General features: G+C 29.7%; 19 protein-coding genes. 1 reads left to right on the top strand and 18 read right to left on the bottom strand.

Annotated features, from left to right (window positions below):
• Window positions 1–176 precede the first annotated feature (176 nt).
• From thiI to H8R92_RS10890, 7 genes are all read right to left on the bottom strand, one after another.
• Window positions 177–1,331 carry a tRNA uracil 4-sulfurtransferase ThiI gene (thiI, locus tag H8R92_RS10920; RefSeq protein ID WP_186835471.1) on the bottom strand — a complete coding sequence of 385 codons (1,155 nt, stop codon included), beginning with the start codon at window positions 1,329–1,331 and terminating at the stop codon, window positions 177–179.
• The gene (locus H8R92_RS10915; RefSeq protein ID WP_022212691.1) at window positions 1,331–2,476 is read right to left on the bottom strand and encodes a cysteine desulfurase family protein; all 1,146 of its coding nucleotides are present in this window, start codon (window positions 2,474–2,476) and stop codon (window positions 1,331–1,333) included. The genes thiI and H8R92_RS10915 overlap by 1 nt, the downstream gene beginning before the upstream one ends.
• A gap of 140 nt (window positions 2,477–2,616) precedes the next feature.
• Window positions 2,617–3,054 carry an ACT domain-containing protein gene (locus tag H8R92_RS10910; protein ID WP_186835470.1) on the bottom strand — a complete coding sequence of 146 codons (438 nt, stop codon included), beginning with the start codon at window positions 3,052–3,054 and terminating at the stop codon, window positions 2,617–2,619.
• Window positions 3,029–3,961: a homoserine kinase gene (thrB, locus tag H8R92_RS10905; protein ID WP_186835469.1), complete on the bottom strand. Its 933-nt coding sequence runs from the start codon at window positions 3,959–3,961 to the stop codon at window positions 3,029–3,031. Before thrB ends, H8R92_RS10910 begins: the two co-directional genes overlap by 26 nt.
• On the bottom strand, window positions 3,954–5,411 hold the full coding sequence (thrC, locus tag H8R92_RS10900) for a threonine synthase (RefSeq protein WP_186835468.1): 1,458 nt from the start codon (window positions 5,409–5,411) through the stop codon (window positions 3,954–3,956). Before thrC ends, thrB begins: the two co-directional genes overlap by 8 nt.
• Window positions 5,412–5,797: 386 nt before the next feature.
• Complete coding sequence (locus H8R92_RS10895; protein ID WP_186835467.1) at window positions 5,798–7,030, bottom strand: CapA family protein; 1,233 nt, start codon at window positions 7,028–7,030, stop codon at window positions 5,798–5,800.
• Between the two features lie 229 nt (window positions 7,031–7,259).
• Window positions 7,260–9,824 (bottom strand): calcium-translocating P-type ATPase, PMCA-type, encoded by a 2,565-nt coding sequence (locus H8R92_RS10890; RefSeq protein WP_186835466.1) that lies wholly within the window; start codon window positions 9,822–9,824, stop codon window positions 7,260–7,262.
• A gap of 185 nt (window positions 9,825–10,009) precedes the next feature.
• Between H8R92_RS10890 and H8R92_RS10885 the strand changes: the two genes are divergently transcribed.
• Entirely contained in the window at window positions 10,010–11,653 is a 1,644-nt protein-coding gene (locus H8R92_RS10885) for a putative manganese-dependent inorganic diphosphatase (protein ID WP_186835465.1), read from the top strand.
• A gap of 42 nt (window positions 11,654–11,695) precedes the next feature.
• Here H8R92_RS10885 and H8R92_RS13365 read toward each other — a convergent pair whose 3' ends face one another.
• The 11 genes from H8R92_RS13365 to H8R92_RS10830 all read right to left on the bottom strand — a co-directional run bounded on the left by H8R92_RS13365 (window position 11,696) and on the right by H8R92_RS10830 (window position 22,878).
• The gene (locus H8R92_RS13365) at window positions 11,696–13,513 is read right to left on the bottom strand and encodes a flagellin N-terminal helical domain-containing protein (protein WP_186835464.1); all 1,818 of its coding nucleotides are present in this window, start codon (window positions 13,511–13,513) and stop codon (window positions 11,696–11,698) included.
• A gap of 121 nt (window positions 13,514–13,634) precedes the next feature.
• Window positions 13,635–14,402: a flagellar hook-basal body complex protein gene (locus tag H8R92_RS10875; protein ID WP_022169187.1), complete on the bottom strand. Its 768-nt coding sequence runs from the start codon at window positions 14,400–14,402 to the stop codon at window positions 13,635–13,637.
• A 12-nt stretch (window positions 14,403–14,414) separates the two neighbouring features.
• Entirely contained in the window at window positions 14,415–15,158 is a 744-nt protein-coding gene (locus H8R92_RS10870) for a flagellar hook-basal body complex protein (RefSeq protein WP_186835463.1), read from the bottom strand.
• Window positions 15,151–15,369, bottom strand: coding sequence for a hypothetical protein (locus H8R92_RS13085; protein ID WP_022169189.1), 219 nt, complete (start codon window positions 15,367–15,369; stop codon window positions 15,151–15,153). The genes H8R92_RS10870 and H8R92_RS13085 overlap by 8 nt, the downstream gene beginning before the upstream one ends.
• 38 nt (window positions 15,370–15,407) lie before the next feature.
• Window positions 15,408–15,893 (bottom strand): hypothetical protein, encoded by a 486-nt coding sequence (locus H8R92_RS10860; protein WP_186835462.1) that lies wholly within the window; start codon window positions 15,891–15,893, stop codon window positions 15,408–15,410.
• Window positions 15,894–15,896: 3 nt separating this feature from the next.
• The gene (locus tag H8R92_RS10855) at window positions 15,897–16,625 is read right to left on the bottom strand and encodes a FliA/WhiG family RNA polymerase sigma factor (RefSeq protein ID WP_186835461.1); all 729 of its coding nucleotides are present in this window, start codon (window positions 16,623–16,625) and stop codon (window positions 15,897–15,899) included.
• Between the two features lie 95 nt (window positions 16,626–16,720).
• On the bottom strand, window positions 16,721–17,578 hold the full coding sequence (locus H8R92_RS10850; RefSeq protein WP_022169192.1) for a MinD/ParA family protein: 858 nt from the start codon (window positions 17,576–17,578) through the stop codon (window positions 16,721–16,723).
• Window positions 17,575–18,690 carry a flagellar biosynthesis GTPase FlhF gene (flhF, locus tag H8R92_RS10845; protein WP_186835460.1) on the bottom strand — a complete coding sequence of 372 codons (1,116 nt, stop codon included), beginning with the start codon at window positions 18,688–18,690 and terminating at the stop codon, window positions 17,575–17,577. Before flhF ends, H8R92_RS10850 begins: the two co-directional genes overlap by 4 nt.
• Window positions 18,690–20,753: a flagellar biosynthesis protein FlhA gene (gene flhA, locus H8R92_RS10840; protein WP_330606914.1), complete on the bottom strand. Its 2,064-nt coding sequence runs from the start codon at window positions 20,751–20,753 to the stop codon at window positions 18,690–18,692. The genes flhF and flhA overlap by 1 nt, the downstream gene beginning before the upstream one ends.
• A 23-nt stretch (window positions 20,754–20,776) precedes the next feature.
• Window positions 20,777–22,603, bottom strand: coding sequence for a fused FliR family export protein/FlhB family type III secretion system protein (locus H8R92_RS10835; RefSeq protein ID WP_186835458.1), 1,827 nt, complete (start codon window positions 22,601–22,603; stop codon window positions 20,777–20,779).
• A gap of 8 nt (window positions 22,604–22,611) precedes the next feature.
• The gene (locus tag H8R92_RS10830; RefSeq protein ID WP_022169196.1) at window positions 22,612–22,878 is read right to left on the bottom strand and encodes a flagellar biosynthetic protein FliQ; all 267 of its coding nucleotides are present in this window, start codon (window positions 22,876–22,878) and stop codon (window positions 22,612–22,614) included.
• Window positions 22,879–22,889: the final 11 nt, after the last annotated feature.

Raw genomic sequence — 22,889 nt, 5'->3', positions numbered from 1 at the left:
CCCCCTCATTGTTAATAATAAAATTAAAAGTAATTTTATTATTATTATCGTAAATTATTAACACTACTTTATACTACATACCTATTCATTGTAAACATAAATTTTAATATTATTAAATTTTAAAAAAACACAGAAAAATACTTTTTTCTGTGAAAAATTTTGTAATTTATTCAAATTTAAAATACAACTAACTCAGTTTCTTCTATTGCCTTATTTACTAAAGCTTCAACATCTAATACTGATTCTGACTTTCTCATAGCTTCTAATTGCGGTTTAGTTTTAGGATGTTTTGGTACAAATATTGTACAACAATCTTCATATGGTAATATAGACGTTTCATATGTACCTATTTCTCTTGCTATGTCCATTATATCTCCCTTATCCATTGTTATTAATGGTCTAAATACTGGTCTATCAGCACAATCAGTACTTACTATTAATCCTTCCATTGTTTGACTGGCAACTTGCCCAATACTTTCCCCTGATGATATTGATTGTACTCCATTCTTTTCAGCTAAAGCACATGCACATCTCATCATAAACCTTCTCATTAAAATTGTTAATTCATCTTCTCTGCAACCTTCAATTATTGCCATTTGAATTTCTGTAAATGGTACTATATATAAATTAACTCTTTCTGTATACTGAGCTAATATCTTAGCTAAATCTTTAACTTTATCCTTAGCTCTTTCAGAAGTATATGGATGGCTATGATAGTATACACAATTTAATTCAACACCTCTTTTAGCCATTAAGTATCCTGCCACTGGTGAATCTATTCCACCTGATAACATAAGCATAGTACTACCATTTATTCCGTAAGGAAGTCCTCCAACTGCTTTTATCTTATCTGCACTAGTAAATATGTAAGCATGTTCTCTTATTTCTATATTTAATACACACTCAGGATTCTTAACCTGAACATCCAAATCACCTTCATAGTGATGTAATATATATCCACCTACATCTCTTGAAACCTCTAAAGAATTCATAGTAAACTTCTTATTTGCTCTATTAGTTTCAACTTTAAAAGTCTTTGGCTTAACTTCATTAATCTTCTTTAAAGCTTGTTCTTTTATTATATTTAAATCTCTTTCTACTTGAGTTACTGTGCATACTTCTGCAACACCAAATACTTTTCTTACTCTTTCTACTGCTTCATCAATATTATTAGCCTTAATAAACCATCTGTTTTGGTCATTTATTATCTCATAATCTAATCCTTCAAGCTTTTGCTTAATATTATTTAAAAGTTTTCTTTCAAATTTCCCTCTATTTAATCCCTTTAAAAATATTTCTGCTGCATATTTTACTAAAATTAATTGATTCATTACTTACGCACTCTCCTTAAAAACATTAACGAAGTTTTTAACACTTCAATTACTTTGTCTACTTCTTTCTTTGTATTATTGTGATCAAATGAAAATCTTATGGCACTTTCCACTTCTTTATTGTCTAATCCTAAAGCTTTTATTACATAACTTCCTGATGCAGCACTACTTTTTGATGTACATGCTGATCCTGTGGCAACATATATTTTAGCATCCTCCAACAAATGTAATAATACTTCCGCTCTTGCTCCTATAAAGGAAACATTTAAAATATATGGAGAAAAATCATCTTCTAGAGGACTGTTAATTCTTATATCTTTTATTTCCTGCAACCTTTCAATCATATATTTCTTTATGGCTAAAACACTGTTATAATTTTCATCAATCTTATCAAAAGTCATTTTAGCTGCTTTTTCAAAACCTATTATAGATGGTAAATTCTGAGTACCTGCTCTAAACCCTCTTTCTTGACTTCCACCAGAAATTAAAGAGTTTATACCAGCACCTTTTTTTATATAAACAAATCCTGTTCCCTTTGGTCCATGAATTTTATGTGCTGCTGCTGTAAAATAATCTATATTCATTTTTTTTACATCTACAGGAAATTTCCCATAACTTTGTACTCCATCCACATGGAATTTTGCTCTTGAGCTTCTTGATTTAATTATCTTACCAATAGCTTCTAAATCTTGTATTGTACCAACTTCGTTATTGATATGCATTATTGATACTAATACTGTATCCTTTGTTATTGCTTCATCTAAATCTTCTAATGAAATCCTCCCAGCTTTATCCACAGGTAAATATGTTACCTTAACACCATTATTTTCAAGTATTTTACACGTATCTAATACTGATTGATGTTCATAAGCTGTTGTTATTAAATGATGACCTGGTTTAAGTAATCCCTTTAATACAAAATTATTCCCTTCACTTCCTCCAGAAGTAAAGTATATATCATCTTTATCAGCTTTTATAGTTGAAGCAAAATACTCTCTTGCCTCATTTAATCTCTTTTCACATTTAAGACCTATATTATGTAATGAAGATGGATTTCCATAATATTCTCTCATAGCCTGGCAAGTTTCCTCTATAACTTCATCATAAGGCTTTGTAGTGGCACTATTATCAAAATAAATCTCCATGTTTCTCACTCCTTTCTTACTAGTATTTACATACTACCTATATTCAATTCTTCAATCATTCTGCTATAAAAATGTACTTTTGTCAAATAAAAATAAAAATGATGAATTATTAATAAAAACTAACAATTCATCATTATTTTTTATTCTATTGCAATAAGCTCAACATTATCAACACCATTAATATTATTTATTTCATTTAAAAATATCTTAAAGTTTTTTTCCATACTACTTATATCCATAGTTATACTTAAATTAGCCACATCATTTATAGGAATTCCTTGATTAATAGTTAGTATATTTCCACCTTCCTTAGATATTTCATTTAAAATAGTTGATAATAACCCTTTTTCATGTTTTACCATCATGCTAAAAGTAACTTTTCTGCCAGCAGACATCTTAGAAAACTCAAAAACATAATCCTTATATTTATAAAATACGCTTCTACTTATACCTGTTACCTTAGTTGCTTCTGTTATTCCTTTTACATCACCATTTTCTATAATCTTTTTAGTATCAATTACCTTCTGAAAAATTTCTGATAGTACTTTCTTATCAATTACTAAATAATCGTCCTTCATTTTTATTCACCTCTAAAACCGTTGCCCCAATTTTGTCTATTTTTAGTTCAACAACAGTATATTTTAAGTTATTCTCTTCAATAAATTTCTTAATATTGCTTTTAAATGCTTTATCCTCACTACCTACAACTGTCATTATAGTTGGACCTGCTCCACTTAAAAAGCATCCCAAAGCTCCAAGCTTCATACATTCCTTAATTAACATATCATATCCTTCTATTAATCTGCTTCTATATGCTTGATGAAATTTATCTTTCATTGCATATTTTAACAAATTATAATTACCATTTGCAAATGCAGAAACAAGTAAAGCAGTTCTTCCAACGTTATAAACTCCATCTTTCAATGAAATTTCCTTAGGTAAAATACTTCTTGCTTTTTCTGTATAAAATTTAAATTCTGGAATAAGGGCCACAAACCTAACCTCTTCCTTAATATCTATTTTATTAAATATAGGAGCATTATCTTCCATTACAACTGTGACCATACCTCCATAAATAGCTGGACATACATTATCAGGATGACCTTCTATTTCTACAGCATATTTTAATACTTCACTTTTATTAATATCCTTGCCAATTATTGAAAATGCACCTATAATTCCTGCAATTATACAACTGGAACTTGAACCTAAACCTCTTGAAACTGGTATATTGCAATTGATAATTTCAATCCTTAAACCACTATAATCATAATTATAATCTTTAAATACCTTTTCCATAGCTTTAAATATTATATTATTCTTGTTGGCAAACTCACTTTCAAAACCTATAAATTTTACTCCACTTTCAATTTCAGCAAAAATATATTCATTGAACAACTTAAATGCTATCCCTAATGAATCAAAACCAGGCCCCATATTAGCACTGGTTGCTGGAACCCTTACTTTAAAATATCTATCATTCATATAAAAAACTTAAAAGCTCCTTTTTAATATCTTCTTTCTTACAAACAGCTTTGTGTAGTATTGGCTTACTATCAAGGTTTCTTAAATTTTCTGGAATAGGTATCTTAGTATAGCTATTTAATATATTTAATACTTGAAAATCACTAGAATTTTTCACGTCAATACCTAAAGCACTACAAATGCTTCTTGGAAACTTATAAGGACTTGCTGTCGCTATTATAAGAGATTGCTTATAATCCTTACTTTCATTCTTATATTTTCTTAGTACAGTATGAGCAACAGCAGTATGAGTATCCATTAAATATTTTTCTTCATGATAAAGCCTATTTATATCTTTAAAAATTTCGTCTTTAGTTGCATAATTTCCATAGAAGTCAACTAAAAACTTCTTTGAAATTTCATCTAAAACATATATTCCATTATTATTTAATTGTTGCATCAAATTAGAAACCTTTTCTCCATCTCTGCACACTGCTTCAAAAATCAATCTTTCCAAATTAGATGATACTAATATGTCCATAGATGGTGAATCTGTTATAAATAATTCCCTTTTTCTATCATAAGTTCCTGTCTTAAAGAAATCTGACAAAACATTATTTTCATTAGATGCACAAATAAATCTATCAATTGGTAACCCCATTCTCTTACTGTAGTAAGCTGCTAATATATTACCAAAATTACCTGTTGGCACTGCAACATTAATCTTTTCTCCAAGTTTTATCTTCTGCTTATTAACAAGTTTAAAATATCCATAAAAATAATAAACTATTTGTGGCACTAACCTGCCTATATTTATAGAATTTGCTGACGACAATAAGATTCCATGATTTTTAAATTTATCCCTTAACTCTTCATCAGCAAATATATTTTTCACACCTCTTTGAGCGTCATCAAAATTACCTTCTATAGCTATAACCTTAACATTATTCCCCACCTGTATATTCATTTGCCTTTCTTGAATTGCACTTACTCCATTCTTAGGATAGTAAACTACACACTTAAATCCTTCTACATCATGAAATCCTTCCAATGCCGCTTTGCCAGTATCACCAGATGTAGCTGTCAATATAGTTATTTCATCATTAATGGCAAGTACTTTCTTTGCCTTTTTCATAATTTGTGGAAGAAATAAAAGTGCTACATCTTTAAATGCTGATGTAGGCCCATGATATAATTCTAAAAATGCCCCTTTTTCCAGTATCTCAAATCTACCTCTATATGCTTCATCAATAGCTTCCTTTAAATCTTCCTCTGGAATATCATCAAAAAACTCTTTTATTATTTCAAATGATAACTCTTCATATGAAATACTTGCTTTCTCTTTTAACTTTTGAAAAACCTTTGGAAAATACTCTGGTACAAATAATCCTCCATCATCAGCTAACCCTTTAATTATAGCTTCTGCTGCTGAAACTTTTCCACTTTTTCCTCTTGTACTTATAAACCTCATTCCCTCTCCCCCAGCTTTAATTAATTAATTGCTTATATATGTTAAAATTAACATTTTTTAACTTAAAAGAATTTTATCATTTGCTTTTCACAAATACAAGTATTTTCTTTGTTAACAATGGATTAGGAGGAAAATAACTATTTTATTTTTAATTATTATGAAATTTGTTTTGTAACACAAACTAGTCCAATCTTAGTAAACCTTGTATGTAGTTTGTGTTCCTCAGACCAAGATTTTGCCTTAGACTTCTTTCAGATTCTACCTCACCATAGACACCCTTATCCTTTGCTAGTAGTTACCAATACCAAGCCCACAACTGACTTTCACCATCAAGTTATTGCCAATTCTCTGATCACATATTAAAAAATAGACAGTAAAGTTACTGCCTATTTAATGCCTAATATACCTTTAGTTCTATTTAATGAAGTTTCTACCCTTTCATATACATCACTACTTATGCCATATTTCTTTGGATCTGCCAGTGCTTCTTCTACAGGAATTATTTTATGATAATATGTTCCATTCCCTTTTTCTTCCTTATAAACCCATGTTGGGATTATCTTATATTCTTTTAAAGATACATTTCCATCTTTCTTTTCTAAAGTAAACTTTATCATTATTCCATCTTCACTTTCAGCTACACCAATTTCTTGCTCTGATTGATTAGACAGAGAATTTCCCTGTGAATATATTACAAAAGTAGAATTTCCACTTTCATTTCTCATTATTTCATATGGCTGAATAACATGGGGATGTCCACCTAAAATAATGTCCACACCTAATTTATTAAGTCTTTTAGCTATTTCATTTTGAGATGCTTCTATATATGTATTATATTCTTCTCCCCAATGCATTGATGTTATAATAAACTCAACACCTTCTGATTTCATTGCTGATATTTCATTTTCAATTTTCTTATAAAAGCTTTCTAAATCATTATAATTAAAAGTATTTATAAGATTTTCACTATATGTGGATAATATATTACTATTTATTGTTTTATGGCCATTAATCATTGATGTTTCAAAAACATACGCTAGAAATCCTATCTTTATTCCATTTACTTCCTTCACTAAATAATTTTTTTCTTTTTCTGTAGATTTTACTCCTAAAACATCTAATCCCTTTTCCTTTGTAACATCAATAGTTCTTTGTAAACCTACATCTTCATAATCATAAATATGATTATTAGCATAATTAATTATATCAATTCCTGTATCTTTTAAAGCATCAACTACTTCATCTGGCGAATTAAAAAATGGATAGCCACTTGGTTCACAACCTGCTAAAGTACCCTCTAATATTCCCATTGATATGTCTGAATCTAAAATCATTTTCTTAATATATTGAAAACTTGGCGAAAAATCATAAGAATTTTCTTGTTTTGCTCCATCTATTTGTGATTGATGTATTATTAAATTTCCTAGAGATATAATATCAACATATTGCACTTCTTCATTTACTGAATCACTATTTTCTGCAGTTTCATCTATACCATTATTTAAATAAATATTTTCTTCATTTTCCTTTTCCTTATAATATGTATTAGCTAAAACTACTATTGCTACTAGAAACATCATACTCATTAATATTTTTATCATATTACTATTTTTTTTCATGCATATCTCCCATGAAAATAAAAGCTTGTCTAAAATTAGCACTTTATTTTCTTAATTTGCTATAATAAAATTCTTCTTAATTATATACTCCTAATTTCATATTTTCAACTATATTATAGTATGTACTAAATATTTCATAATAATGTTCTATTAACCTTTTATTATAAACAAAGAAAGCTAGATAATATTTAATAGTATATTACATACAAAATATTATCTAGCAACCTTTTTAATTATATTCCTTCTTTCCTTTACTTTTAATATATAAATACACGCTATTTATTAAGAATATTATTCCTGAAAAAAATAATACTAATGCCCATTGATCTAAATTTAATGAAACAGTGTTAAACACTGATTTCAAGAAAGGTATATATAAAATACTACATATCATGATAACAGAAACACATACAGCTCCTAATAAATATGGGTTAGAAAAAATCTTAATTTCAAATATAGAATGTCTCTCAGATCTACATTCAAAAACATGCAATAATTGAGACATTACAAGTGTACATAATGAAATAGTCCTACAAGTTGCCAAATCCATACCAAAAAGCCTAGCAAGTTCAAAAGAAAATAATGTACATACACCAATAAGGCATCCTCTTACTATTATCTTTTCCCATAGACCTCTAGCAAATATCCCTTCACTCTTTCTACGTGGTTGTTGCATCATAATATCCTTATCTGGTGGGTCTACTCCTAAAGCAATGGCTGGAAGACCATCAGTTGCCAAGTTAACAAATAAAATTTGTATTGGTGTCAATGGATTAGGTAAGTAAAATACAGACGCTAAAAACATTGTAAGAACTTCTCCTAAGTTACATGATAATAAATATCTAATAAATTTTCTTATATTATCATAAATAATTCTACCTTCCTCTACAGCAGATACTATAGTTGCAAAATTATCATCAGTCAGTATCATTGCTGCTGCTTCCTTAGTTACATCTGTACCTGATATTCCCATTGCTATACCTATATCAGCTTCCTTTATAGCTGGTGCATCATTAACTCCATCACCAGTCATGGCTACTATATTATTATTCTTTTTAAATGCTTTTACTATCCTTAACTTATGATTTGGTGATACCCTAGCAAAAACTCTTACTTTCTTAACTGCTTCTTCTAAATCATCATCACTGATTTTTTCAAGTTCTTCTCCTGATAAACCTTGATCATCACTATTACATATATTTATACTTTTTGCAATTGCCAATGCAGTATTTTTGTGATCTCCTGTTATCATAACAGGCTTGATTCCTGCCAACTTACATTTCATTACTGCCTCTTTTACTTCTGGTCTTGGCGGATCCATGCTACCTGCAACACCTATAAATATTAAATTATTTTCCACATCTTCTGATTTCTTTATATCCTCTTTTTTATATGCTGCTGCAATACACCTTAAAGCTTTGTTGGACATGATATCAATATACGAACATATCTGTTTCTTTTTAGCCATGGTCATAGGCTTTACTCTGCCATTTTCTAAAATATAATTACACTTATTTATAACCCTCTCTGGTGCACCCTTCATATAACAAGTCTCACAATTATCTTCCTTCATTATTACAGTCATCATTTTTCTATTAGAATCAAAAGGAATATCATAAACTCTTTTAGCTTTTTCCACAAAGTTTTTCATTTCCTTAACATCTTTAAAAAATGCACTTATAAGTGCTGTTTCTGTAGGGTCTCCCATCAGTGCTTTTTCTACTTTGCTGACGTTATAGTCATAGTTAGTATCATTACAATATACAAATGCTTTTTTCAGCATTTCATAATTACTTGGCAATTCTCTATCTAATTCATATATTCTTCCATTTATAAAGATTTCCTTAACAGTCATTTTATTTTGAGTTAAAGTACCAGTTTTATCAGAGCATATTACTGATGTACACCCTAATGTTTCTACTGCTGGCAGTCTTCTTACAAGTGCATTTCTTTTTAACATTCTATTTACACCAAGTGCTAATGCTACTGTTACTATAGCTGCTAACCCTTCTGGTATTGCTGCCACTGCCAATGAAACTCCCAGTAAGAACATTTCCGTAATATCATTACCTCTTATTATTCCTAAGATAGTTACTACAGCACAAATAACTAAACAGGCAATTACAAGAATCTTTCCTAATGAATTTAATCTTTCTTTTAGTGGTGACCTTTCTTCCTCTATATTATCCAAAAGATTAGCTATTTTACCCATTTCTGTATTCATACCAATAGCATCAATAAGTATCATACCTCTTCCTTTTAAAATTATTGTCCCCATATATCCATGATTTTTATCTTTCGTAGTATCTTTAGAAACTCCTACAGACTCTCCTGTAAGCAATGATTCATCCACTACCATATTAGAAGCATCAATAAACTTACCATCTGCTGGTATTCTATCTCCTGCTTCTACCACCACTACATCACCTAAGGTCAATTCCCTAGACGTAATTACTTTTAAACTTCCATCTCTAATAACCTTACATGTGGGAGCAGCTAATTCCTGCAATGCTTCTAATGATTTTTCCGTCTTAAACTCTTGAACAAATCCTAATATAGCATTGACAAACACAATTATTAATATGGTTACTGCATCTGCCTTATCTCCCATTATACCTGATATAACTGTTGCAACTATTAAAACCCAAACTATAAAATCATTAAATTGAGATAAAAAAATTAATATGGCTGATTTATTCTTTTTATGTTTAAGTTCATTATAACCATATGTTTGTATCCTCTTTTCTGCTTCCCTAGTTGTTAGTCCCCTTGTGAATTCTCTTTCCTGAATCACATCTTCTCCTCCCATAAAATAACTCTTCTATAAATATATATTAAATCCAATATAAATTAAGAATTAAAAATTATGAATTTCATCGATTTTTAATTTTACATTTTTAATTATTTACAACCTTTATACTTATGCGATAAAATATTGTCATATGCTTATTTTTAGAAAATACAAAGGAGGCAATTGATTTGAAAGATATAATATATGTAACTGGTCATAAAAATCCAGATTCAGATTCTATATGTGCAGCATATTCTTATGCTGAATTTAAAAATCTAACAGGAGATACAAAAGCTGTTCCTGTAAGACTTGGTAACATAAGCCAAGAAACACAATTTGTTCTTGATTATTTTGGTGCTAAAGCTCCAGAATTATTAAAAACTGTAAGACTTATGGTTGAAGACTTAAACTTCGATAAAATAAATCCAGTTTTACCTACACTTTCATTAAAATCTGCTTGGAATGTAATGAAAGAAAACAACATGAAGACATTACCTGTTGTTGATGAAAACAATCACTTATTAGGTGTTCTTTCTGTTTCTAATTTAACTTCTTGCTACATGGACATGTGGGACAACACAATATTATCAAAAAGCAATACTACGTTAGAAAACATATTAGATACACTTTCAGCTACAGCTTGCTATATAAATGAAAACTTAAAAACATTCCCAGGCAAAATAGTAGTTTCTGCTATGGATCCAAAGAGCATGGTTGATCATATAAATGCTGGAGATATTGCTATCGTTGGTGATAGAGAAGAAGCTCAAGTAGCATTAATAGATAAGAAAGTATCATTAATGATTGTAACAGGTTCTCATACACCATGTGAAAACATCATTACTTTAGCTAGAGAAAATGGCGTTACTGTAATAGTTACTCCTCATGACTCATTCACAACTTCAAGACTTATTGTACAAAGCGTACCTGTTGAATATGTAATGGCTAAGGAAAATATCGTATCATTTACTAATGATGACTTAGTGGACGATATAAAAGATGCTATGGCTCAAACTAGATTCAGAAGCTACCCAGTAACTGATGAAAATGGTAGAGTTTTAGGAATGGTTGCTAGATACCACTTAATTTCTAAACACAAGAAAAAAGTTATCCAAGTTGACCACAACGAAAGAGGTCAATCTGTTGATGGATTAGAAGATGCAGAAGTATTAGAAATCATCGATCACCACAGAGTTGCTGATATTCAAACAAGCAATCCTATCTTCTTTAGAAATGAACCAATAGGAAGTACTTCTACAATAGTTGCTAAATGCTTCTTTGAAAGAGGTTTAACTCCATCTAAGACTGCTGCTGGTTTATTATGTAGTGCTATAATCTCTGATACATTATTATTCAGAAGCCCTACTTGCACACCTCAAGATGAAGAAATCTGTAGAAGACTTGCTGAAATAGCTGGTATTTCATCTGTTGAAGATTACGCTAAAGAAATGTTCAAAGCAGGAACTTCATTAAAAGGAAAAACTGTGGAACAAATCTTCAATCAAGATTACAAACCATTCTCAATTGAAGATATCAAAGTTGGTATAGCACAAGTTAATACAATGGATATTGATGGATTTATGCCATTAAAAGAAGAAATGTTAGCTTACATGAATGAAAAAGCAAAAGAATCATCATTAGATATGGTTATGTTATTATTAACTGACATAATCACTGAAGGTTCTCAAGTTCTTGTTGTTGGTGAAAGATCTGACATAGCTGAAAAAGCATTCAATGCAACACTAGTAGACAATACTGCTTTCCTTCCTGGAGTTCTTTCAAGAAAGAAACAAGTTGTACCGCCAGTAACAAACGTAATAACAAATGCTTAAAAAATAAGAGATGCTTTGCATCTCTTATTTTTTACCTATTAATTATTTAAGTAATTGTATTATTTGCTCTGGTGCAGAATTAGCCTGTGCCATCATAGATTGAGCTGCTTGTAATAATATATCACTTTTTGTATTTCGTGTAACTTCTAAGGCCATATCAGTATCTCTTATTTTTGATTCAGATGAAATAGTATTTTCAGCTGAATTATCTAAATTATTTACTACATATTGTAATCTGTTTTGATATGCACCTAAAGCCGCTCTTTGATCTGATACTTTTTTAGTAGCTTCATCAATTATTTTTATTGCACTTTCTGCACTTTTTGATGTAGTTACATCTAATGCTCTTTCATACTTTTTAGTATCGGTTCCATCAGTAACTCCTGGTTCTTTAGTAAAACCAGCTCCAGCTCCAACTAAACCTAAAGCTCTAGCTCTCATATTTCCAATTGAAACAAGCATTGATTGTTCTTTATTTGAACCAACTTGAAGTTTTATCTCAATATCTTCATTATAAGAATTACCATTAAATACTTCAAGTACGCTATTTTCTCCTACTATTTGAGATGTAATAACTAATTTATTACCATCCCTTGTTAAATCTACACCTTGAAGTTTCATTATAGTTTGATCTATTATAGCTTGAACTAACTCTTCTGCATTTGTTGCGTCCTTGATATCTATTCCTATTGCTTTACCCATATATGGTCCATCAGTAGAATCAAAAAACTGTATAGTTTGTCCATTAATGCTCATCCCTGCATCTACAAGTGCTTTTATATCATCTTTAGTTGCTGCTATAGTAGAAAAATCTATTGTAGTTGAAGCTCCCTTTGCTGGTATATCTTGCCCTGCTATAGTTCCTCCTGCACCGACTTGTCCACCAGTATTAACATCTGTTACATTAAAAGCTTTATTAGCAGAAGCTATTCCTGTAACATTCATTGTTGCATTTGCACCTGTACTATTTCCACTATCTAAAGCTTCAACTATAATTTGACTACCTTTAGCATATGCTCTAAAATCGCCATTTAAAGCTGGATTAGTATCAATTTGACTTTGAACTAATTTAGCTGTAGCTTCTGCTACTTTTTTAATATCTTTAGCTTCCAAAGTTCCATTAGCAGTATTAGTAATTTTAATTTGACCTCCTGTAACTACACCATTGGGAGTAGGTGATTGAGTTATAAATCCATTTGGATCTTTTACTCCATAAGTAATATCTCCTACATTTCCATTAGGTAAATAAACATATGTAACCCCTAAATCTATTCCATTTATCTGAAAACTAAAACGATCAGGTTGAGGATAAATATTACTTGATATACCTGCATCTAATGTAATTGCAACCTTCATATTCTTCGTTATAGCATCATTACCTTTTGTGTGAGTAACTTCAGTACCATTAAAATCTAAATTTATAGCCTTTACACCATTTCCTTGGCCACCAGTTAATATTTTTTTAGTATTAAACTCGGTAGTATTGGCAATTCTATTAATTTCTGAAGTAAGTTCATTCATTTCTTCTTGAAGAGCTTTTCTATCACTTTCAGTGTTAGTGTCATTAGCAGCTTGTACAGAAATATCTCTCATTCTTTGAATTATAGAATGAGTTTCATTTAATGCACCATCTGCTGTTTGAATTAAAGAAATACCATCTTCTGCATTTCTTGAAGCCTGCTCCAAGCCCCTAATTTGTGCTCTCATTTTTTCAGAAATAGAAAGACCTGCTACATCATCTCCAGCACTGCTTATTCTTAATCCTGAACTTAGCTTTTCCATTGATTTAGAGGAGGCTTTATTATTTATTTTCATATTTCTTTTTGAGTTCATAGCACCCATATTATGATTAATTTTCATTATTTCTTCCTCTGTTATCTAAAATTTCTCTCCATTTTTATTATCGAAAAAAATCTTATTAAATTAATAGTTTATAAAAAAATAATGGATAAAATTTATTTTAAATTTTATCCATTATTTTTTATCTAAGATTATTTATCATTTCCCACATTTCATCAGCAGCTGTAATTCCTTTAGAACTTAATTGAAAAGCCCTTTGAGTTACTATCATATCTGTCATTTCTTGTGAAAGATCCACATTGGAAGCTTCTAAATATCCTTGATACATATCGGCATCTAAAGTTCTGTATACTTGAACTCCATTTAATTCCTTAAATAAATTATCTCCAACAGATGTAAATGCATCATTACCTACTGCTGTATATACTGCAATTTCTCCAACCTTTTCAAAGTTACCATTGTTTTCTGCAAATATTTCCCCTTTTTTATTTATAGTAAAATTATCAGCTGTAAGGCCTGTATTATTCTGTGAATACCCATTTGCATACTGAACCTCTAAAATATTCCCATTAGCAGTTACAAGTCTTCCATAAGAATCTAATTTAAAACTGCCATCTCTAGTATAATACTCTGTTCCATTACTGGAAATCACTTTAAAATATCCTTCACCATCTAATGCCAAATCAGTTTTTTGATTTGTTGTTTGTAAACCACCTTGGCTATTATCTTTAGTAAAATTACCAGCTTTAACTCCACTTCCTACTGTAGCTGTTTTATCATTTAATGGATTTCCCCATTCATCTAAAGAAGATGAAATTAAATCCTTAAAACCTGCATTAACTTTTTTATATCCTGTAGTATTTACATTTGCTATATTATTTGATATTACATCTAATTTCTCTTGATTAGCATTAAGTCCTGATTTACTTGTCCATAATGTTGTTAACATCTATATATCCTCCTACACTTTACCTATGCTGTTAGCAGCTAAATCCAAAGTACCATCTATCATCTTAAAGATACTTTGACTACTTTGGAAATTACGCATTGTACTCATCATATTAACCATTTCATTTGTTACATTAACATTAGACCCTTCCAAATAACCTTGATGTGTTTTTACTACAGAATCCATAATAGGATTTTCTCCTGTATAATAATTATCTCCTACTTTTTTTAATGTACTATAATCTTCAAAATCAGCTGTAACCATTTGATAATTAGCTAATCCATCAACATTTAAAATATTATTTACTCCTAATGTATATTGATTATTGCCTACAAAAATAGGTTCCATTATCCCTGTATTCATATTTCTTCCCATTACAGAATCTCCTGAAGTAGTCTTTAAAGTTCCATCAGCTCCCACAGTAAAATCTCCATCTCTTGTATACAAATATTCATTACCTTTTTGAACTACAAAGAAACCTCTTCCATTTATAGCAAAATCCGATGAATCTGATGTACTTTTAAGTCCACCTTGAGTAAATGATTTTTGTACTGTGTCAATGGCAGCTCCCAAACTCAAACTACCTATTACACCATTTTCTCTATTACCTATGTATACTTCATTAAAACTCTTAGTAACTAAAGATTCTGATTTATATCCATTTGTATTAGCATTAGATAAATTATTTGTTATTGATGTTTGCTGATTTTCTAAAGTAATCATTGATGATAATGATGTATATAAACTTCTAATCATTAAATATATCCTCCTCATTAGCTTCTGTGGTGCTATTAGTAGTAGCATCATTACTTGAAGAATTATCATTTTCAAAAAAAACCTTACATTCATCTTCATAATGCATTCCCATAGCTCTTGCTGCTTTTTCTATTTCTGCATTTGACATTTTATTAGTGCCAGATAAAAATAATATTAATGTAGATATAATCATTCCAATTCCAATTCCCATTAAAATCTTTTTATCTCTAAATATATAAATACTTTCTTTTATTGATTGTATAATGCTCTTACTAATAATACTTCACCCTTTCCTATACTAAGTGAACTACATATTTCTTCATCACTTTTTCCTTCATCAATCATCATTTTAATATTTTCAAACTTACTATCATCACCATGATTATCCTTTAAATTATTAAAATTAATTTCAGAAATTATATCTTTATCTATACAATCTCTTTTTATATCGTTATCTAATTTCACTTGCTTTATATTCTCTTTTATATTTACATTACTATTTTCTATATTAAAAACTTCAGTTCTTAACTCTTCAATTTCTTTTTGTAAATCAAGAATACTTTCCGCCATATCCTTTCTCATATCTACAAATTTCATATCATAGTCTGTAAATTCTTTTTCTTCATTTTTTAGAATATTAGTAAAAGAGCCTCCATCATCGGCTCTTTCATTTTTTATATCTCTATTAACAACTATTAAAACTATTCCTATAACTATAAGTAAAATATGTATCACTTTTTATACCTCTATGTAATTTATTTTTTGAAGCATAACCCTTAAATTCTTAATAGCTCTACTATGTAACTGACAAACTCTCGATTCAGATACCTCTAGTACTTTACCTATTTCTTTTAACGTCAAGCCCTCATAATAATAAAGATTTAATATTGTTCTATCTTTTTCTTTTAATTTTTCAATACATTCAGCTAATATTTCTACTTTTTCTTTATCTTCATAAGAATCATGAGGACTTGGGCTATTTTTATCTTCAACAACTCCCATAATAGTTAATTCATCATCTTCCGAAAATAGAATTCCTTCTAAAGATACTACTGACATAAAGTTAATATATCTTTCGATATCAGCAACTTCTGACACAGTTATATTTAAATATTCAGCTATTTCATCTATGATTGGTTCTCTAAGTAACCTATTTTGCAATGCATCAATAGCTTCATTATACTTTGCTAATTTATCCATTGCCCCTTTAGAAATAGGCCTGGCTTTTCTTATCTGATCTATCATTTCACCTTTTATTCTTATTGATGCATAAGATGAAAATTTTATTCCCTTATCTGGATCAAATTTACTTATGGCATCCATTAACCCTATCATTCCATAACTAACTAAATCTTCATACTCTATATAAGTACTCCTTCCAATCATTATTCTAGACGCAATATATTTTACTAAAGGAATATATTGTTCCACTATTTTTTCCTTATTATCTATATTAGTCCAGCTCATTGTTACCCCTCCTTAGTTAGCTATAATTTTTGCATACATAATACATCTAATCTTCCATTTATTTTTAATTGAAACTTGGCCATTTCCCTCTCCTCCTAAGAAAAAATATCAAATAACTTATTAAATAATCCTTTTGCACCATTTCCTCTTATAGAACTTTCTCTACCCATAATTTTTTCTGATACATGCACTATGGATTTTGCTGCTTCAGATTTAGGATATTTTATTACTATAGGAATTTGATTTCTCACTGCCATGGTAATATGCTTATCCTCATATATACATCCCAAATAACTTGGATATCCATTTAAAAATTTTCTAGTTGCTAAGTCAAATTTATTAAATGTTGATTTTCCCTCTGTTTCACTTATAACTCTATTAATTACTATATTAACATGAGTTTCTATTTTAAAATGCTTAAGTGCTTTAAATAGGCTATATCCGTCCGTCAATGATGTAGGTTCTGGTGTTAAAATAAATATAGCTTCATCAGAACTAGCAATAAAAGCAAGAACTGTTCTACTTATTCCAGCACCTGTATCAATTAATATATAATCATATCCATCAATTCTATCTATTTCTGAAATAAATCTTTCTCTTTGTTCTTCTGTCAAATCTTCAATATTATTTATTCCTGTTCCTCCAGGTAGTAAGTGAATTCCATGTGGCCCTTCAATAATTCCATTTTCAATTGAAACTTCACCATTTATAACATCCATAATATTGTACTTATGATATATTCCCATTAATACATCATCATTTCCCATACCAATATCAGCATCAAAAAGCAATATTTTTTTCCCTTCTTTTGCAAGAGCTATTGCTAAGTTTACTACAAAATTACTTTTACCTACTCCACCTTTTCCTGAAGTTATAGTTATAATTTTTGATTTTTCATTTAATCCACTACTTTTACTAGCTAATTGTCTTAAAATTTCTGCCTGGTCCATCATATTGAATCTTCTCCCATTATAAGCTTAATAATTTCATCTTTACTTGGAACCCTTATGTCATTTGGTACATTTTGACCTGTAGTTAAAAAAGCTACCGGCTTATTACTTTCCTTTAATATGGTATGTATAATTCCATATGATGAAGTTTCATCTAACTTTGTAATAATAAGCTTTTCGTACTCTATTTGCTCATAACCTTTAAGTATCATCTTTACATCTTTGTTTTTAGTTGTACTACTCATAACCATAAGAGTATGATCTGGATTAGCTTTTTGAACAAAAGCTCTTAGTTCTGAAATCTGCATATTATTCTTACTGCTTCTTCCAGTGGTATCTATTAATACCACATCTAAATCTGTCATGGAATTAATTGCTTCTTCCATTTCTTTTATGGTTATAACAACTCTAAATGGTATATTCATTATTTCTGCATAAGTTTTAAGTTGTTCTACAGCTCCAATTCTATAAGTATCTATGGTGATTAACCCAACTTTTTTCTTATCCATAAGAGCTAATTTTCCTGCTAATTTTGCTATTGTGGTGGTTTTTCCTACACCTGTAGGTCCAACCAACACAACTCTACCATTTATATCTTCATTTGATATTTGTACTACCTCTGACAAATAACTTTTCATGGCTTCTTCTTTATCTTCAGCTTCATTCCAAACTCTTCTAAACTCTTCTAAATAAACAGGATTTAAATCAAGACTATTAACATAATTTAATAATAAATCTTCATTATCTTCACCTTTAGTATTATTTAATATCTCATTTAAAATACTCTTCATTTCTTTAACTTCATCTTCAAGAACATTTTTCTCTTCTTCTTTAGGTTTTACAACATCCTTACTCATTATTGCTTTAATACTTTCAACAGATTCCTTTAACACATCACTACTTGCAAAAGTACTTTGTGGTTTTTGTGTTTTCATTGATTCTGTAGTGTTTTCTAAGGCTACTGTAACTTCTATAAGCTTAGGTGAAAAGTATTTTTTAAATCCTGATTGTCTTATTTTTCTTTGACTTATAATTATTGCATCTTTTCCTAATTCATATCTAATTCTCGTCATAGCCTCATTCATATTTTTAACTACATATTTTTTTATTATCATTATAAAGCTACAACTCCTTCTGTTCTTATTTGTACATCATTTGGTATTTCATTTAAAGAAAGTACCATCACATGTGGAAATACCATTTCTATAAGTTTTCTAAATACCGGTCTTATATTAGGTGATACCAAGATAATTGGTTGATTATTATAGAAATAAACACTATCTATTGTTTGACGTATTTTTTCTAAAATTCTTGTAGTTGTTTCTGGATCAACTGATGGGAATGATCCTTGCAGAGATTTTTGTGTATTATTTGCAATTATATTTTCAATTTGTGGATCTAATGTGATCACTGTAACAGTTCTATTTTCATCTACTACCGTATTACATATGGTTCTTGCCATAGCAAATCTTACATATTCAGTTAATAACTCTATATCCTTAGTATTTCTTGAATTATCTGCTAAAGATTCAAAAATTGTTACAGTATCCTTTACTGGTACCTTTTCTCTTAATAAATTTTGTAATACCTTTTGTACTTCACCGATGGTCATTAAATCAGGTATAAGTTCCTCTACAACTGTGCTATACTTCTCCTTCATATTATCAACTATCATCTTAACTTCTTGACGTCCTAATAATTCATGTGCATGAGATTTTATAGTTTCAGTTAAGTGAGTAACCATTACTGTTATTGGATCTACCACTGTAAATCCTCTTATTTCAGCTTCTTCTTTTTGATCTGCATTTATCCATACAGCTGGCAGACCAAATGTTGGTTCAATAGTTTTAATTCCTGGCATAGTGCCACTTTCTCCTGATGGATCCATACAAAGAAGCATGTTTGGCATCAATTCAGAGGAAACTATCACTGTTCCCCTAATTTTTAATATGTACTCATTATTTTTAAGCTGTAAATTATCCCTTATTCTAATAGGCTGTACAATTATACCCATTTCAATGGCACACTGTCTTCTAACTGAAGCTATTCTTTGTAATAAATCTCCACCATTTCTTTCATCAGCTAAAGGTATAAGACCATATCCAATTTCAACTTCCATAGGTTCTACAGAAATTAAATTCATAACATTCTCAGGTTCTTTTCTTATTTGCTCTTCTTGCTCTTCAACTTCTTGAACCATAGCAACTTCTTGTTTCTTTTCCTCTTCCTTTATAAGCATAAATGATAATCCACCCATAGATGCCCCTGCCAATGCAAATGGTACTGTTGGCATTGATGGTATTATTGCAAAGGCAAACATTATTGTTGCTGCAATTCCAAGAGCCACTGGGAAAGCTGATAACTGAGTAGTTAAAGTTTTACCGAAATTATTTTTTGAATTTGATCTAGTTACAAGAATACCAGCAGCAGTAGAAATAAGTAATGCTGGAACCTGACTTACAAGCCCATCACCTATTGTTAAAATAACAAAACGACTAGCTGCCTCTCCAGCTGACATACCCATTTGAGTAATACCAATTATAATTCCACCTAAAACATTTATTACAGTAATTATTATACCTGCTACAGCATCACCTTTAACAAACTTAGATGCCCCGTCCATGGTTCCATAAAAATCTGCTTCAGACTGCAAATCAGCTCTTCTTTTTTTAGCAGTTGCTTCATCTATTAATCCTGAATTTAAATCAGCATCAATACTCATCTGCTTACCAGGCATTGCATCTAATGTAAATCTTGCAGAAACTTCTGCAACTCTAGTAGACCCATTAGTTATAACAAGAAACTGTATTATCATAATTATTAAGAATATAATAACTCCAACAACATAATTTCCACCAACTACGAAATCACCAAAGGCAGTAATTATACTTCCTGCATCACCTTTACTTAATATAAGTCTTGTAGAAGAAATATTAAGCCCCAATCTAAATAAGGTAACTACCAATAGTAATGTTGGGAAAACTGATAATTGTAGTACGCTTGTGGTAAACATAGTAATCATTATTACAATAATTGATAAAGTTATGTTGAGTGCCAGTAAAATATCTAAAGCTATTGATGGTAATGGTATTATTATCATAAGTACAATACCAATTACCCCAAAAGCCACCAACACATCAAGATTTTCTTTTAAATTAAACTTTCTATCGATAGCCAATTTCATCAATCCTTTTAATTATCTTATTTTTTCATTTTATATATAGCCACAAGAATTTCAGCTACAGCTTGATACATTTCCTGTGGTATTTCTCTGTCCAATTCTACCTCTTTATAAATCATTCTTGCTAAAGGTTTATTTTCTATTATTGGAACATCATTTTCCTTGGCCTTTTCCTTAATTCTAATGGCTAAATGATCTATTCCCTTTGCAACCAATTTAGGTGCATTATTCTGTCCATCTTCATACTTTATAGCTACAGCTATATGAGTTGGGTTGGTAATAACTACAGTGGCATCTCCCACGGCATTCATCATACCTTGAGTTATCATGGCTCTTTGTTTTTGCTTTATCTTAGCCTTTACCTGTTGATCCCCTTCCATCTGCTTATATTCATCCTTTATTTCTTGCTTAGACATTCTAAGCTCTTTATTATGGAACCTAAATTGAATAAAATAATCAGTAGCTGCCAGCACTATTAAAAGTATTACTATTTTAGTAAATAAACCAACAACTATCTGTTTTATTTCACTACCTATACTTGAAACATTTAATGTTGATATATGAAGAATATCATTATAATTATCTTTCATATAAGAATATCCAATGTAAGTAACAATAGTTACCACCAATAGATTCTTTAAAAGGTCAAAGGCACTTTTCTTAGAAAACATATTTTTAATACCATTTAAAGGATTAAGCTTTTTTAAAGAAGGTTTTAATGGTTCTCCAGTTAATAAAAATCCTGTTTGCATTAAACTAGCTACTATTCCTGCAACCATTATAGGTATTACTACCAATACAACTGTTGAAGCAAATTTAGTAAAAGAATTACTTGCAATTGACTTTAATAAACCATCTGTTAACTCCATAGAGCCTACATTGCTTAAATAGTAAATTATTATTTCCTTAAAGTTATTAATTATCTTATCACTTAAAGTCATAATCACCAATAAAGTTGCTATGGTAGTAAGAGCAATTCCTACATCTTTACTTTTAGCAATTTGACCTTTTTTTCTAGCATCAGACTTCTTTTTAGGCGTAGCTTCTTCTGTTTTATCATCTGACATAAAAATAAGTGCTACAGGAGCTACATTTAATATTCTTCTTATAACTGAAGGTAAATAACTTAAAGCACCTATAAAAACTTTATTTATTATCGCTATAGAAAGTGTAATCATTAATAACCCTACTATCATCTTTACAGGCATACCTAAAATCATTACATTTATTTGTGGAACTACTCTAGATACTAATCCCATACATATATCTGTCATTATAATTATAATAACTATAGGTAATGCAATTTTTATTCCCATAAAGAAATATTCTATTATTATCTGCATACTTTCCATCATAGATTCTGATGAAATTATTGATGAACCTACAGAAACAACTGAAAAACTTTCTATTAATGACTTAATGATCAAATGATGTGCATCTGTTATAAAAAATAATACTAAAGTACAATATTCAAGTAACTTTCCTGTTACAGTGGTAGTTGATGATGCACTGGCATCTGCCAGTGACAACATACTAAATCCTATATGAAGATCAATCCAACTTCCAGCAAGCTTTAATATTTGAAATAAACTTTTAGTTACAAGTCCTAAAAGTGCTCCAGTAATCCCTTCGTTTAAAAAATATATCAGTAGCTTATTATTATTATTTATAATTTCCATACTTACATTGGAAACCGTTGGTTCAATTGCAAAAGCTAAAATCATTGGAATAGCTAATTTCAGTACCTTTGGTGTTCCACTTGGAAAAATAATATTAAAAACTATAAAAAATGCTGATAATCTTACGAAGATAAACATAACAGTAAAAATAATTGCTGAATCTATCATTTATCCCCCTAAGATATCTTAGTAATGATATTATATATATTTTCTGTATATTGAACCATAGTTTTTGATATCCAAGAAGCTAAAAATAATCCTATTGCACATATTCCTAACAATTTTGGAACAAAAGTTAAAGTTTGTTCCTGTATTTGGGTTGTTGCTTGAATTATACTTATTATAAGACCTATAATTAATGCAGCAGCTAAAAAAGGTCCTGCCACCTTTATTACTGTCATTATAGATTCTTTTATTATTCCATTTAATAACGCTTCACTCACTTTTATTCACC

This window comes from Clostridium lentum, assembly GCF_014287815.1.
In the GTDB taxonomy this organism is placed as follows: Bacteria; Bacillota; Clostridia; order Clostridiales; family Clostridiaceae; genus Clostridium; species Clostridium lentum.
The sequence above is the reverse complement of the archived record's forward strand: the minus strand, read 5'-3'. Positions and strand labels throughout refer to the sequence as shown.